13 protein-coding genes are annotated in these 15,486 nt (G+C 60.9%); 8 read left to right on the top strand and 5 right to left on the bottom strand.

The features are described from left to right. Positions 1–11 precede the first annotated feature (11 nt). The 5 genes from FRT59_RS07970 to FRT59_RS07990 all read right to left on the bottom strand — a co-directional run bounded on the left by FRT59_RS07970 (position 12) and on the right by FRT59_RS07990 (position 3,967). The gene (locus tag FRT59_RS07970; RefSeq protein ID WP_153870877.1) at positions 12–935 is read right to left on the bottom strand and encodes a LysR family transcriptional regulator; all 924 of its coding nucleotides are present in this window, start codon (positions 933–935) and stop codon (positions 12–14) included. Positions 936–948: 13 nt separating this feature from the next. Continuing rightward, entirely contained in the window at positions 949–1,584 is a 636-nt protein-coding gene (locus FRT59_RS07975) for a glutathione S-transferase family protein (protein WP_153870878.1), read from the bottom strand. Positions 1,585–1,688: 104 nt separating this feature from the next. Then, positions 1,689–2,483, bottom strand: a complete 795-nt coding sequence (locus FRT59_RS07980) for an ABC transporter permease (protein ID WP_153870879.1) — start codon at positions 2,481–2,483, stop codon at positions 1,689–1,691. Beyond that, on the bottom strand, positions 2,480–3,157 hold the full coding sequence (locus FRT59_RS07985) for an ABC transporter ATP-binding protein (protein WP_153870880.1): 678 nt from the start codon (positions 3,155–3,157) through the stop codon (positions 2,480–2,482). The genes FRT59_RS07980 and FRT59_RS07985 overlap by 4 nt, the downstream gene beginning before the upstream one ends. Positions 3,158–3,445: 288 nt before the next feature. After that, a complete protein-coding gene (locus FRT59_RS07990; RefSeq protein WP_153870881.1) occupies positions 3,446–3,967 on the bottom strand; it encodes an ANTAR domain-containing protein in 522 nt (173 codons plus the stop codon). A 204-nt stretch (positions 3,968–4,171) separates the two neighbouring features. On the opposite strand from FRT59_RS07990, the gene FRT59_RS07995 reads away from it, so the two are divergent. The 8 genes from FRT59_RS07995 to FRT59_RS08030 all read left to right on the top strand — a co-directional run bounded on the left by FRT59_RS07995 (position 4,172) and on the right by FRT59_RS08030 (position 15,431). After that, positions 4,172–4,855 carry a fimbrial biogenesis chaperone gene (locus tag FRT59_RS07995; protein ID WP_233094167.1) on the top strand — a complete coding sequence of 228 codons (684 nt, stop codon included), beginning with the start codon at positions 4,172–4,174 and terminating at the stop codon, positions 4,853–4,855. Between the two features lie 23 nt (positions 4,856–4,878). Next, positions 4,879–5,862 carry a fimbrial protein gene (locus FRT59_RS08000; protein WP_153837961.1) on the top strand — a complete coding sequence of 328 codons (984 nt, stop codon included), beginning with the start codon at positions 4,879–4,881 and terminating at the stop codon, positions 5,860–5,862. A 57-nt stretch (positions 5,863–5,919) separates the two neighbouring features. Continuing rightward, on the top strand, positions 5,920–8,718 hold the full coding sequence (locus FRT59_RS08005; RefSeq protein WP_153870883.1) for an ATP-binding protein: 2,799 nt from the start codon (positions 5,920–5,922) through the stop codon (positions 8,716–8,718). Then, a complete protein-coding gene (gene pvrR, locus FRT59_RS08010; protein ID WP_034120514.1) occupies positions 8,705–9,898 on the top strand; it encodes a response regulator cyclic di-GMP phosphodiesterase PvrR in 1,194 nt (397 codons plus the stop codon). Before FRT59_RS08005 ends, pvrR begins: the two co-directional genes overlap by 14 nt. Before the next feature lie 70 nt (positions 9,899–9,968). Next, entirely contained in the window at positions 9,969–13,142 is a 3,174-nt protein-coding gene (locus FRT59_RS08015; protein ID WP_034120515.1) for a hybrid sensor histidine kinase/response regulator, read from the top strand. Positions 13,143–13,165: 23 nt separating this feature from the next. Further along, the gene (locus tag FRT59_RS08020) at positions 13,166–13,813 is read left to right on the top strand and encodes a response regulator (protein WP_034120517.1); all 648 of its coding nucleotides are present in this window, start codon (positions 13,166–13,168) and stop codon (positions 13,811–13,813) included. Positions 13,814–14,011: 198 nt separating this feature from the next. Further along, positions 14,012–14,614 (top strand): fimbrial protein, encoded by a 603-nt coding sequence (locus FRT59_RS08025; protein ID WP_034120518.1) that lies wholly within the window; start codon positions 14,012–14,014, stop codon positions 14,612–14,614. Positions 14,615–14,690: 76 nt separating this feature from the next. Beyond that, the gene (locus FRT59_RS08030; protein ID WP_034120519.1) at positions 14,691–15,431 is read left to right on the top strand and encodes a fimbrial biogenesis chaperone; all 741 of its coding nucleotides are present in this window, start codon (positions 14,691–14,693) and stop codon (positions 15,429–15,431) included. Positions 15,432–15,486 lie beyond the last annotated feature (55 nt).

Consider the following 15,486-nt stretch of genomic DNA (forward strand, 5'->3'; position numbering starts at 1 on the left):
GGCGCACCGCTCTAGCAACCGCGCAACTTCAACGCCGGGTTCAGGGCCGCGTCCTGCCCGAGGCGATGGGCGAGGAAGTCCACAAAGGTAAGGACCTTGGCCGGCACCCGGCTACTTTTCTGGAACACCACCTGGATCGGCAGCGGCTCGGGTTCGAACGTCTCCAGCACAAGCTCCAACTCACCCGCCGCCACTGCCGCCGCGACCTGATACGACAGCACCCGCGTCATGCCCCAGCCCAGGCGTGCCAGGTTGATCGCGGCATTGTTAGCGGTGACTACCAGGCGCGGCTCAATGGGCACCGTCAGCGGCTGGCGGCCGTCGACAAAGGTCCATTCACTGACCAATTGGCTGGAGGACGCACTAACAATCTTCGCATCACGCAGCTGCTCAGGCCGCGAAGGCCGCCCATGCTGGTCGAGGTAACCCGGCGCTGCACACACCACCCGGCGCACTTCACCCACCTTGATCGCCTGCTGCCCCGGGTCGTGCAGATGGCCGATACGCACGGCCACATCGACGCCTTCATCGGTCATGTTGACCACGCGGTCGACCAGCAACGCATTGATGTTCACCAGCGGAAACTGGTCGAGATAGGCCCCCAGCACCGGCGCCACGAACAGCTCGCCAAACAGCACCGGTGCAGTCACCGCCAAGTGCCCACAAGGGATCGAGTAACTGCCCGCCGCCGCTTCCTCGGCCTCGTCCAGTTCTGCGAGGATGCGTCGACAGTCTTCCAGGTAACGCTGGCCGGCTTCGGTCAGGTGCAGGCTGCGGGTGGTGCGCGCCAACAGTTGAGTGCCGATGCGTTGCTCCATCGCGGCAATCGCCCGGGTCACGCTGGGCGGCGACGTATTCAGGCGGCGTGCCGCGGCAGCGAAACCCTGCTCCTCGGCAACCGCCAGGAACACCTGCATTTCATGGAATCGGTCCATCGGCGCCCCTTGATCATGACTGTGATTGCAAACCGACCGCTGTGCGCGGCATGCCGACAAACCCTGGCAACGCTTCGATGCTGGCAAGCCAGGCGTGCACCTTAGGGTAGTCGGCCAGGGACACATTGCCCTCCGGCGCATGGGCCACATAGGTGTAGAAGGCTATATCGGCGATGCTTGGTTGCGCACCGGCAAGGAAACGGTCTTGGTTCAGTTGCTGCTCCAACAGTTTGAGCAAGGCATGGGACCGGTTGATCGCGGTGACAGTGTCAACGTCGGCACCAAACACCACGGCCAGTCGCGCAGCAGCCGGCCCAGCATGGAGTTGGCCTGCGGCGGCCGAAAGCCAGCGTTGTACCCGCGCCTGCCCGGCCGGGTCGCTTGGCAGCCATTGGCCGTTGCCGTAAGTGTTGGCGAGGTAAACCAGGATCGCGTTGGAGTCGGCCAACACGGTGCCGCCGTCGTCGATCACCGGTACCTGGCCGAAGCTGTTGAGGTGGGCAGTGAATTCCGGCGTTTTATGCGCACCTTGCTTGAGGTCCACCAGGATAAATTCACTTGGCAGGCCCAGCAAAGACAGCATCAGCTCGACCCGATGGGAGTGGCCGGACAGTGGGAAACCGTAGAGTTTGATCGCAGACTGGGTCATGAAAAGCTCCGAAAGAATGGGCGTCGACACCGCCATGTTCCACCCCTGCTTCATTGCGCGGAATGACCAGGATTTACAATCCAGCATTTCACCTTGCGAAACAATCAGGCCCGCTCTTGCAACCGATCACGCAAAAACCGATGGCTCTTGGAAAACAACCGCCGGTAGGTGAGCAGCACCGCCCCTACCGTGCCCAGGGCCGACGCTGCGGCGATCAGGAACATGATCACGATCTGGTAGCGCACCGCGTCCACCGGGCTTTCCCCCGCCAACACCTGACCGGTCATCATGCCGGGCAGGCTGACGATACCCACCACGGTCATCTGGTTGAGCGTGGGGATCATCCCGGCACGCACGGCCTGGCGAATGGCTTCCTGGGCGGCTTCCCAGCGAGAACCGCCCAGCGCCAGGATCATCTCGATGGTGTTGCGGCCCGAGGTCAACTCCTGGGTCATGCGCTCTATACCCAGGGACACGCCGGTCAGGGTGTTGCCCAGGATCATGCCAAGGATCGGGATCGCATACTGTGGCTCGTACCACGGGTGGATACGGATCACCGCAAACAAGCCCACTGCGGTGACCAGCCATGAACTGCCCCACACCGACAGGATGCTGTCGACCCGCTGCCCACGGTAAGTACGCCGACCGCGCCCCGCCGCCGACAGGCCGGCGATCAGGGTCATGGCGCACATCAGCGGCAGCACCACGTACCAGTAGGCGAACTCGAACACCCAGCCGAGCAGGTAACCAATCGCCAACAATTGCACCACGGTGCGCACGGCGGCCCACAGCAATTGGCGTTCCAGGCCCAGGCGCAACAGCAGCGACAGCGCACCGTTGATCAGGATCAGCGAGGCGGCGATGGCCATGTCCAGCGCCGTGAGGTCGTGGTAGTTCATGGCCGGGCCGCACCGCTCAATACCCCGGCACTCATCTGCAGGTGGATCTCGCTCATGCGCCGCGCCTGCTCCAGATCATGGGACACCCAGATATACGCACGGGCGTTATCAGCAGCGAACCAAGCGTTGATCAAGGCTTCGACATCGCGAGATGACGTGGGGTCGAGGGCGGCGGTCGGTTCATCGAGCAGCAGCACTTCGGGGTTGAGTTGCAAGGTGCGAATCAACGACGCCACCTGGGCTTCACCACCCGACAGATCGGCAGCGTTCTTGCCCAGGAACTCCTGGGTTTTACCGGCATGCTCCAGCAGTGCCGTGACCGCTGCCAAATCAAAGCGGCGCTGGCGCAGGGTCTTGAGGCTGAAAGGGAAACGCAGGTTGTCTTCCACCGTGCCCTCGATCAACGCCGGGCGCTGGGACAGATAGCTGATATGGCTGCGGTAATGGGGAATCTCGGTGTTGGCGATCGGCTGGCCATTCCACAACACCTGCCCCGAGGTCGGCGCGTCCAGCAATGCCAGTGCACGCAGGAACACGCTTTTGCCAGAGCCGGATGAGCCGGTGATCGACACGCGGTCGGCGCGGTTCAGGCTGAAGTCCGTCGGTTGCAGCAAGAGCGTCTGCCGACGCTCATCCCGGCGCGTAAGGGCGTGGGTTTCTATCAGGGCGCTCATGGACGCGGTGTTCCTCTCAAGTCCGGTTGGGCGTCATGGTGAGGCATCCGCACTGGCGTTGAAACAGCGCAGTTCAAAATATGGGAGGGGGCTTGCCCCCGATTGCGGTATATCAGCTCCACATGGGCTGACTGACACACAGCCATCGGGGCATAAGTATCTACACAACATTAGGTTCAGCACCACGCCAAAACTGTGCAGATTCCCACGCCGCGACGGCGGTACATCAGCCAATGGCTCAAATCGCGAAGATCATGATCGCCACCCGCCTGACGCCCCGCGATACGATCAACGCTTGGGAAACAACCCAACAGCACATGCCACCACCGTCGGATCGCCCTGGTAGACCGCACGCTGGGTCATCGAAAGCTGGGGCATTCGGCCGTCCACGGCGCGCAGCATTGGCCGCTCAGCGGTCGGGGAACTGTGCGCCGGGTCGACAATTTCCATGCAGCGACGCAGGGAGTTGAAGTCTGGCGACTGTGACAACGACAGGTGCAAGGTCTGGCTCACCGATACCGACACCACCGAACGCTGCGCACATTGGCCGTCATAGATCAGCGTATGGCGGATCAACGGGTTGTCATGGCAGTACTTCAGCAGGTTGACCTGCCGCGAGTGCACCAGCGCGGTATTGATGATCAACAAGTCGAACGCTACGACGCCCGAGCGTGTCAGTGCCTGCAACTCGTCGAACGAACTCAACGGGGCGATGCGGTGATAGCCCAGCTGGTTGAGCATTTTCTCGATCTTGATCCGTTGCAAAAGCTCTGCATCGGCAATCAGAAGGCGTAACGCTTTATTGGACATAGGGTAAACCTGACAGTTGGGCATCAGCGTCGATCATTCAACGCTGAACAAATTAACCGTCAGGTGTGAAACATGACTTTAAGGCGATTCTGAAACGCCAATCCGGGGCACACCGCACTTTTAAGAATCGCCTCAAAGCCCTCGCGCCGCCCGCCCCCTACCATGAGCTGCGTTCCCATACGCTGCCCTGGAATTGTCGTGTTCATGTTTCTACTCAGAATGGTGCTGTTGGCCTGCGGGCTGCTGGTGCTTGCGCCGCCACCTGCCGATGCGGCGCTGAAGATTGAAGGCACGCGCCTGATCTATTTCGGCCAGGACAAGGGCGCCGGTATCAGCGTGGTCAACCAGGCCACGCGGGAAGTGGTGGTGCAAACCTGGATCACCGGCGAGGACGATTCAACCGACCGCACCGTGCCCTTTGCCGCCACCGAGCCGTTGGTACAACTGGGCGCCGGGGAGCATTACAAGCTGCGCATCCTGTATGCCGGTGAGGGCTTGCCCAGCGATCGTGAATCGCTGTTCTGGCTCAATATCATGGAAATCCCGCTCAAGCCGGATGACCCCAACAGCGTGCAGTTCGCGATCCGCCAACGGCTCAAGCTGTTCTATCGGCCACCCGCACTCCAGGGCGGCTCGGCCGAGGCGGTGCAGCAGTTGGTATGGAGCAGCGACGGGCGCACGGTGACGGTCAAAAACCCCAGCGCCTTCCACCTGTCGCTGGTCAACCTGCGAACCGACAACCTGGCGCTCAGCGATTACCTGCTGCTCAAGCCCTATGAGCGCAAAACCCTGACTGCACCAAGCGCATTGCCCAAGGGCACCACGCTCCATTTCACCGAAATCACCGATATCGGTTTACAAGCCCGTCATAGCACGGCGCTCAACTGATAAATCACGGGGTATCTGTACCGATGTCACTGACCAAACGCTATTTACCGCTTCTGGTGTGGGCCTGCGCGGTTTTGCCCGCCACCAGCCACGCGCTGGCCTGCCGCGAGGACGGCACTAACTCGATCATTACCCAGGAGGCGCTGGGCACGGCACTGGCAGTCGCGGCCGACGCGCCCAACGGCACCATCATTTGGGAATCCGGCCCGCGCTCGACCAATGTGATCTGCAAGGACGACTACCTCCACGGCCGTGAGGAAGTGTATTTCTACGTCAACCCGGCCAGCGTGAGTATCGGCACCGGGATTCGCGTGGGCATTCGCTATAACAACCAACCGATTACCCAAAGCACCGGCAAGGTCGGTACCGGTTTTTTCTCCGATCGAGGCTGCAATTTGTCCAGCTGCGTGGGCTGGGACAAGGCGCGCTTCACCCTCAATTTCAGCGTGTTCATCGAGAAGTATGACCCCACGCCACCGAGCGGCCAGGCAAGCACCTTGACCTCTTACCGCGTGTTCCAGCTGGACGGCGTGCGCGGGCTCAACTCGCGACCTAACAGCAACTTCAACTATGTGGTCACCGGCATGAACGATATCCGCTTCGTGCCGTGCACCCCCGAACTGACGATCAGCCCCAGCGTGGTCAACTTCCCCACACCTTCGCGCAAGGCCGCGATCGGTGAAGTCGCCAGCAGCGCGAACTTCAGCCTGAACCTGCGCAAGGGCTGCGACACGCCCTATACCGTCAGCGCACGCTTTGCCACCACGCCGGGTGGCGGCAGTGTGAACAATGGCTTGCTGGTGCCGGACAACAACAGTTCAGTCGGCATCTCGCTGTCTCGTGCCGAGAGCCAGCAGCAACTGCCCTTCAACAACTGGTTCACGCTGCAAGAGCTGATGGGCCTGGGCCAGAGCCACGATGAATTTCGCGCCGACCTCAAGTGGCGCACCCTGCCGATTCCGGGTGCGTTCGACGCGGCCGTAGTGGTGGATATGTACTACAAATAGGTGATTTTTAAGGATCGTCTTATGCCACGGGCAAAGGCCGAGACGTAAAGTCTGCCGATGCGATTGAAAAGTTATCTGCTCCAGATCAACCCCGTCCTCTCCCGACCCGAAGCAGCCAGAAGGCTGCTTCGTATTTTTGCGACTGTGCTGCTGGTGGGCATCCTCAGCGGGGTCTATACCTTTTTGCTGTCGACCTTCAACAACGACATCTCCCAGCGCCGCGGCTACATGAGCAGCGCCATTGCCGAAGCCCATACCTTTTTCACCAACCGCGAGGCCCTGCTCGAAAGCCTGAGCCTGTCGACAGTGCGCAAACAGTCCAGGGTCTACTCGTCCTCGCCGGAAGAACAACACCTGGCACTGGGCGACACATCGGGCAACCAGTGGAGCATCTGGCTGACCGCACGCATGCGCGATTACCTCAAGGCTAAACAACTCAACCTGCTCTATGTCAACGCCGGCCCCAACCCGCAAGTGATGCGTCTGTACGACGCCACACCGCAGGTATTGCCGATTTCCAAATGCATGCTCAACCGCCTCAAGGCTCTGCAACGCAGCAACCCGGCCACGCTCAACGAACTATGGCTGAGCGACAGGACTGAACAGCACTCGCACCTGTACATCTTCGTCCGCCTGGATGAACGCGACCCCGACTCCGGCTGGCTCGGCCTGGAGATGGATAGCCGCGAAGTCTCCTCGACACTCAGCGATCAGAGCGCCGGCGAGTTCATGATGCTCAACTCCCAGGGCATGCTGGTGTTCACCAACAGCACGGATACGCAGCTGAGCCAACAACACCTGAGGCCCGGAGAGGACAATTTTTTCGGCTTTGTCGGCAGCGGCTGGCTGCCCGACCACCTGGTGATACGCAAGCACCTGAAATCCTCCGAGTGGCAGTTGATGTACTCCATCGACCTGCGTGCGGTGGTCACTGGCCTATGGAAACAGCTGCTCGGTTCATTGTTGTTCTGCCTGTTCAGCCTTACGCTGATCTGGTTGGTGATGCGCCGCGTCGACCAGCGTTTCATTATTCCGTCGATCCATCGTATCCAGGCCTTGATCGAGAGCGAAGCCTTCGGCCGCGATGTGATCCAGACCGCGCCGGTGGCCCTCTGCGTGCTGCGCCGCACCGACGGCCAGGTGGTGCTGGAAAACACCCTGGCCCAGCAGTGGCTGGGCAACGGCCCGGAGCGCGAGGTGCTGCGCGCCGGCTGGATCGAGAAAGCCTTTGCCAACGGCCCTTCCGAACGCAGTGACTATTTTGAAACCATCGACGGCCGCCACCTGTATCTGAGCAGTGCACCGACCCGCTACAAAGGCGAAGACGTACTGTTTTGCGCCTTCAGCGACATCAGTGCGCGCAAGCAGGTCGAGGCGGCGCTGGAAGAGGCGCGGCAATCGGCAGACGCAGCCAATGCCGCGAAAACCTTGTTCCTGGCGACCATGAGCCATGAAATCCGCACACCGCTGTATGGCGTACTCGGCACCCTGGAGTTGCTGGCGCGCACGCAACTGGATGCACAGCAAAAGGACTACTTGCATGCGATCGAAGGCTCATCATCGACCTTGCTGCAACTGATTTGCGATGTGCTGGACGTGTCGAAGATCGAGGCTGGGCAGCTGGCACTGGAACTGAGCGAGTTCTCGCCGCTGGATCTTGTCCATGAAATCATCCAGGGCTACGCCGCTGCGGCCCAAGCCAAAGGTCTGCAGCTGTATGCCTGCTTCGATCCCAAGTTGCCGGAACGGCTGACCGGCGACGTGACGCGCATCCGCCAGATTCTCAACAACCTGCTCAATAACGCGGTGAAATTCACCGACTATGGACGCGTGGTACTGCGGGTCAAAGTGCTGGGCCGCGACGGCGAGCGTTCCAGCCTGCTGTGGCAAGTCTCGGACACCGGCAAAGGTATCGCCCAGGAAGACCAGGCGATGATTTTCGAGCCGTTTTACCAGAGTGAAGGCAACACCAATGTGGTCGCCGGCACCGGCCTGGGCCTGCCGATCTGCCAGCGCTTGACCGAGTTGATGAACGGCAATATCCGCATGGTCAGCGAACTTGGCCTGGGCAGCAGTTTCAGCCTGATCCTGCCGCTGGAAGAAGCGCCTACCCCACCGATGACACCGTTACTGGCCGAGACCATTTACGTGGCCTCACCGATCCCGGAACTGGCGAACTCCGTCGCCGGCTGGTTGCGCCGTTGGGGTGCAAGGGCCCAGGCCGGCCTGCCGACGCTGGCGGACACACACCTGCTGCTGCAAGTGCACCCCGGCAGCGTGGACCCGTTGCTGGTGCCCGAGTGGCCTGGCCCGGTGATTCACGTGAGCAGCAACGCCTGCACCGCAGTAGAAACCGACGCCGATGCCTGGCACGTCAACCTCAACCACCTGGGCGCCATTCATCAGGCCGTGAGCCAGGCACAAGGGCTATGGGTGGTCCGCGCCGATGAGCAAACGCGCCAGCGCGAGCTGAATAAACTCAACCTGCACCTGCTGGTGGCCGAGGACAACATCATCAACCAGCTGATTTTGCGTGACCAACTCGAAGAACTCGGCTGCACCGTGGAGCTGGCGGCCGATGGTCAGGAAGCGTTGCAGCTGTACACCGCCGGCAACTTCGATGTGGTGTTGACGGACGTGAACATGCCCCACATCAACGGCTACGAACTGGCGCGTGAACTGCGGCGCCAGGGCTGCCCGTTGCCGATTATCGGGGCCACCGCCAACGCCATGCGCGGCGAGGCCGACCTGTGCCTGGCCGCCGGCATGAACCATTGCCTGGTCAAACCCTTTGCGTTGCGGGCTCTCTTCAACTCCCTGGCGCCTTATGCACGGATCACCCATGAAGCCCCTTAGTATTTTGATTGTCGAGGACCATCCCCTGCAGCATATCTACCTGCAGAACCTGCTCAGCGAGTTGGGGGACTTCCTGCTCGAAACCGCCGAGGATGGCAAAGAAGCGCTGGAGCGCCTGCGCCAGCGGGACTTCGACCTGGTACTGACCGACCTGCTGATGCCCGGCATGGACGGCGTGCAGTTTATCCAGTGCCTGGCCAGCCTGCGCTGCAAGCCGGCGCTGGCGATCATGAGTGCGGCGTCACGGCGCATGCTGATGGCCGCCAGCCTGGTGGCGAAAAACCTCGATGTGGAAGTGATCGGCCTGATCTCCAAACCCGTAAATGCCGAGGCCTTGCGCACTCTGGTCAACCAGCTCAGAAACAGGGTGCGCAAGCCCACCCCCGAATTGCCCGAGCACATGGACATAGACCGTCACACGCTGGTGCAGGCCATGAGCAGCGGCCAGTTCCAAGCCTGGTTCCAGCCGAAAAAATCCCTGGCCAACGGCCGTATCGTCGCCGCCGAAGCCCTGGTGCGCTGGATGCACCCCGAGCAAGGCGTGATGCTGCCCGCCGCGTTCCTGCCGGCGATCAAAGCGTTCGAACTGGAGGAGCGGTTGTTGTGGCTGGTGCTCAAGCAGGCTATCCACGCCCAGGAGCACTGGCGCCAGCGCGGCTATGAAATCCCGGTGTCGATCAACCTGCCGACCCACTTGCTCAACAGCCATGACCTGGCAGACCGCTTGCTGGAGTTCGTGCTGCACCACGACGGTATCCCGGGAATGATCTGCTTTGAGTTGATGGAATGTTCGGTGCCGCAGGACATCAGCAACTTCTACGCCGGCGCCTGCCGGCTGCGGATCAAGGGGTTCGGTTTGTCCCAGGATGATTTCGGCAAGGGCTACAGCTCTTACCTCAACCTGGTGTCGACGCCATTTACCGAACTCAAGATCGACCAGGCGCTGGTACAGGGTAGCCACGACAACGAAGGCATCGCCCAGGCATTGGCGAGCATCATCGCCCTGGGCCGCAAACTGGGCCTGACGGTAGTCGCCGAGGGCGTGGAAACCCCGCAGCAATTGGCGCTGTTGCGCAAAATCGACTGCAATCAGGTGCAGGGTTTCCTGATCTCCCACGCGGTGTCTTCAGAGCAATTTCAGCAGCTACTGAACAATGATGGCCCCGCGACATCTCACTAGCTGGCGGCCGCGGATATAAGGAGTAAGCTCCATCCAGTGCCGATTTATCCTGCGCCTGCGGAAAACCCTGATGAAGCACAATAACGCGATTCTCGAAGCCTTTACCCGCAGCTCATTGCGCCTGAACAAAGGCTTGATGGTGCTGACAGGAATCGCGTTGCTGCTGATGCTGACCAATTACTGGTCTCTGCACCGAGGCGTCGAAATCCGCTACAGCGCCATGCGCTTCCACTTTGCGCGGCTGATGGAAAACCTCTCAGAACAGCAAACCTACCTCAAGAGCCTGACACACCCCGGCATCCAGGCCGAACTGCTGCACGCCACCAATGTGCAGGTCAGCCTCAAAAGCCGCATGGTCGACAACCGCCGCACGCTGTACGAAGGCCAGAAGTATTCGTTTTCAGTGCCATTTAGCGTCAAGTTCGATGAACAGCAGATCAGCGCCGCCGACAGGCCGCCGATTTTTGCACTGGGTGCGCACTTGACCAGCTACTACAGCGCCTTCTGGTCCTCGTCGCCGTACGAGGCGCCGCAAACCTTTCTGCTCAATCGTCAGACGAACTACACCATCACTATTCCATCCGTGGGCTACCAGCATCGGGAAAGCCTCGAGAACACCGACAACCCGGTGGCGCGGGTCAACGCTGTGCAGCAAATCCTTGCACAGACGCCGCAGCCGCTGGAGCAGAATCGGGTGTATTGGCAGGCTGGCCCCGAACCGGAACATTTGCTCGCCTACATCGGCCTGCCACTCGACGCCCAGGGCCAGGCAGTAATCGGCACCCTGCTCGACGTGTCGCAGGTCGACGATGTACAGCGCGCGCTGAATCATTCGGCGTTTGATCGCTTCACCCTGATTGGCCCTGACGGCAACCGGTTGATCGGGCCAGCCACCCAAGTGCAGCTCAGCGATGGCGTGCATTTAACGGCCGACGGCTTTGAATTCAAGATCACCGAGGCCGGCGACCAGCCCTGGAGCGCGGTCTATGGCCTGAACTACTCGCACTTCTTTCACTCCGCATTGTGGCCGTTGAGCACCTTGGCGTTGCTGCTGTTCAGCCTGATTACCCTGGGTTGGGCCGGCAGCCGCTGGTATCGACGCCAGGTGATCACCCCGGCGCAACTGGCCCACGAACGCATTGCCGAAAGCGTGGCGTTCAGCCGTGTGATCATCGACACCGCACCCACTGGGTTATGCGTGGTACGGCGCAGCGATGGCAAAGTACTGATCGAAAACCAGCGCGCCCAGCAATGGCCGGGCACCACATGCCTGGTGGAAGCCATGGCCGGTAAGCACGATGGCGCTGAGAGTGGTGAGACGCACCTGGAAATCGAAGGCCGGCACCTGCAGATCGGCTTTGTGTCGACCCGTTATCAGTTTGAGGACGTACGCCTGTATGCATTCAACGATATTACCCGGCACATCGAAGACGCCCAGGCCCTGGAAGAGGCGCGTCATGCCGCCGATGCGGCCAGCGAGGCCAAGACGTTGTTCCTGGCGACCATGAGCCATGAGATCCGTACGCCGCTGTATGGCGTGCTCGGCACCCTCGAATTGCTCGGCCTGACCGACCTGGACCCGCACCAGAAAACCTACCTGCACACCATCCAGCGCTCGTCCGCCACACTGTTCCAACTGATCAGCGATGTTCTGGATGTCTCGAAGATCGAGTCCGGGCAAATGGCGATAGACGCCGTGGATTTCTGCCCACTGGACATGCTCGAAGACACCCTGCACACCTACGCCGCCTTCGCCCAGCGCAAGGGTTTGCAGCTTTACAGCTGCATCGACCCGCAGTTGCCGGACTGCCTGATGGGCGACCCGATGCGCATCCGCCAGATCCTTAATAACCTGGTGAGCAACGCCATCAAGTTCACCGACTTTGGGCGCGTGGTGATTCGTGCCAGGGTGGTGAGCCGCGATGCCAATAATGTCGACCTGGAATGGCAAGTCACCGACTCCGGCGTGGGCATTGCCGAGGCGCAACAGGCCAAGCTCTTTGATCTGTTCTACCAGGCGCCGGACACCGCCAGCGAAGGCGGCGCAGGGCTTGGCCTGCCGATCTGCCGGTGGCTGGCGCAAATGATGGACGGCGAAATCCGCGTGGTCAGCGAGCCCGGTCTGGGCAGCAGCTTTACCCTGAAAATGCGCCTACCGCTGTGTTGCGGCGCACTGACCAACCTGCCGCTGATTGAACCCAGCCCGACGCCGGTGTATGTGCAGGCACCGGTGCGCGAACTGGCGCAGGCGATGAGTGACTGGCTCAACCGCCTGGGCATCACCGCCGCCCTGGCCGCGACCACCCAGGACAAAGACAGTCACCACGCGGTACTGGTAGACCTGTTACCCAGCGACCCCGCCAAGCCATGGGCCGGCCAACGTGTGCGCTGCCTGCCGGGTGCGCACAGCCCGCCGCTGCACACGGCGCAAGGCTGGGTGGTGGATATGCACGACATACGCACCATCGCCGCCACCGTGTCCCTGGCGCAGCACGGCAAGCACGAGCAACCCACGGCGACCCACCCACAAAGCGCCGGGCGGTTGGGGCTGCGCATCCTGGTGGCCGAGGACAACCCGGTCAACCAGGCGATCATCAAGGAACAGCTGGAGGCACTCGGTTGCTCGGTGAGCCTGGCCGCCAACGGTGAACAGGCGATGCAGTTGTGGCAACCCCAGGTCTTCGACTTGGTGCTGACCGACGTGAATATGCCATTGATGAACGGCTATGAACTGGCCAGAACCTTGCGTGAGCATGACCCACTGTTGCCGATTATCGGCGTGACCGCCAATGCGATGCGCGAGGAAGGCGTACGTTGCCTGGCGGTGGGCATGAACGCCTGGATCGTCAAGCCCTTGAGCCTGCAAACCCTGCGCGACCAGTTGATCAAATTGTGCCAGGTCAAGCCGCCGGCTGAGCCTGCCGCGCAGGTGTTCGACGACAGCGTGCAACTGTCGGACAAGATGCGCCCACTGTTCATCAGCAGCGTGCAGCAGGATGTGCAGCGCATCGACATGGCCCTGGCCCGGCGGGATGCCCGCGGCCTCGGCCAATTGCTGCATTCGATCGCCGGCGCCCTGGGCGCAGTGCAGGCGCTCAGCCTGGCCCAGGCCTGCATCGAACTGGAAAGCGCACTTGACCGCGGCAGCCTCGACACAACGCTTGAGCTCAAGGTGAAGACTGTGATGCAGCGTCTGTCGGCCGTTCTGGAGACTCTCCAGCCCGGGCATTCTTCACTCACTTGAACTGGCACTACGGACGGCCCTTTATGAAAAAATTCAACGTGGTAATCGCGGACGATCACCCGATCGTGTTGCTCGGCGTTCGCGAACTGGTAGAGCGTGACATACGCTTTCAAGTCGTGGGCGAGGCCGTGTGCTCGGCCGGCCTGATCGAGCTGTTGCTACACCAAGGCGCAGACATCGTGATCACCGACTACAACATGCCGGGCGACTCGCCCTACGGCGATGGCCTGAAGCTGGTGGAGTACCTGAAACGGCATTTCCCGCAGGTACAGATCCTGATCCTGACCATGATCTCCAACCACCTGATCCTCACCCGCCTGCAAGAGTTGGGTGTGGTTGGCATCATCCAGAAAAGCCAGTTGCATACCGAGATTCAACTGGCGCTCAAGGCGATCGCCCAACACAGCGACTATCGCAGCCTGGAGCCGCCCAAGACCTCGGTAATCGAGACCCTCACGGCAATTGACGAGCGCTTTACCAGTTTGTCGCCAAAAGAGTTCGAGATCCTGCGTCTGTTTATTTCCGGCATGAGCGTCAGTGACATTGCGCGCCGCCAGAACCGAAGTTCAAAGACCATCAGCGCGCAAAAGGTATCGGCCATGCGCAAACTTGAAGTGAGCAGCGACCAGGACCTTCTTGCCTATTGCCTGGAACGTAATGTTTTCAACTAACGCATAACTTGCAAGCCATTCTTGGACAATGGCTTTGCCCTTTATTTTCAAGCCCTCCATCGTTCCAGCAGCGCAACTAACCCGCCCCGCCCCAGAGCTTATAAGAATCGTCTTATTCGCTCCCGCCGCCTCGTCGCCTACTCTTTGCTCGCAGTTCAACAACAGCATTTTTTCCAACTAACACTTACGGACATCATCATGAAGAAGTTTTCCCTGGCTGTTATCGCCTCGGCCATTATTGCGGCCTCCGGCAGTGCATTCGCCGAAGGCGAAGCAGCAGCGCCAACCCTGGGCGGCAGCGGCAAAATCACCTTCACCGGCGTGATCAACAACGACGCGTGCTCGGTGGACGGCGCCAACTCCGACCGCACCATTTCGGTGGACATGGGCAACGTTTCGATCAAGGACATGGGCACCGCGGAAAACCCAACCGCAGGCCGCGTGACCGCCAAAGACTTCAACCTGAACGTCAACTGCAACCAGGGCACCAAGGTCGCGATGATCTTTGACGCCAACAACGGCGGTTCGGGCCTGGTCACGGGCAAAAAAGTACTGGCCCTGAACCCGGGTTCGGCCACTGCCCAAAACGTTGGTATTGCCCTGCTCGACAGCAAGGGCGGTCTGATCGACCTGAGCTCGCCAAGCACCGCACGCATTGAAAGCACCATGCACGGTGCCGGTACCGAGGGCGGCGACGCTACCCTGAGCTTCGCGGCCGCCTACGTCACTACCGCAGCGGCGGGTTCGTCCACCGCCGGTCGCGGTGATGCGACCCTGCCGTTCATCCTGCAATACGAATAATTCGGCGCCCCCAGGCACCGAACGTGCGAGGCCCTGCGGCCTCGCCATTGTCTTCTGATTACACCGGATAACCCTCATGCCGCCTCGTTCTATCGCCGTGAGCCTCGCGCTGCTGGGCCTGCTCATGGCTACCCAGGCCGCCGCCAGCATTTCATTGAATGCCACCCGTATCGTGTTTGATGGCGACCACAAGGAAGCCAACATTACCGTGCGCAACGGTAACCAGGATGTATTGATTCAATCCTGGGTCGACATGAACGACGCCAGCGCCAGCCGCGCGCCGTTTGCCGTCACCCCTCCACTGGCGCGGGTATTCGCCAAGGAACAACAACTGCTGCGCATTCTGTACGAAGGCACCGGCATGCCCACGGACCGCGAGTCAGTGGTGTGGCTCAATGTGCAGGAGATCCCCAAGGCCAGCGAAGCCGAGAACACCTTGCAGTTGGCTATCCGCCAACGCATCAAGATTTTTTACCGCCCTGCCGGCCTTACCGGCAGTGCGCTGCAAGCCCCTGCGCAGCTTGAATGGACACTGGCCAAACACGGTAGCCAGACCCTGTTGCAGGTGAAAAACCCGACGCTGTACCACGTGTCCATGGCCGACATCAAAGTGCAGGCGGTACTGGCCAGCGACTCCACCATGATCGCGCCCGGCGAGCAAAAACAGTTTGCGCTCAGTGCTCCTGTTGCCAGCGGGCCGGTGCAGTTGTCGTTTTCCAGCATCAATGACTACGGCGCGCAGAATCACTACAGCGCGCCGCTGTCCAGCGGCGCTGCACTACCGGCGCATGCGACTGAATCGCGCCTCAACCCCTAAGCACTTTCGCTAACCCACAGGCTCACTTCGCGTGCGTGTTTGCGTGCCCGGCTGT

Origin of the sequence: Pseudomonas haemolytica (genome assembly GCF_009659625.1) — a bacterium.
GTDB classification, from domain to species: Bacteria; Pseudomonadota; Gammaproteobacteria; order Pseudomonadales; family Pseudomonadaceae; genus Aquipseudomonas; species Aquipseudomonas haemolytica.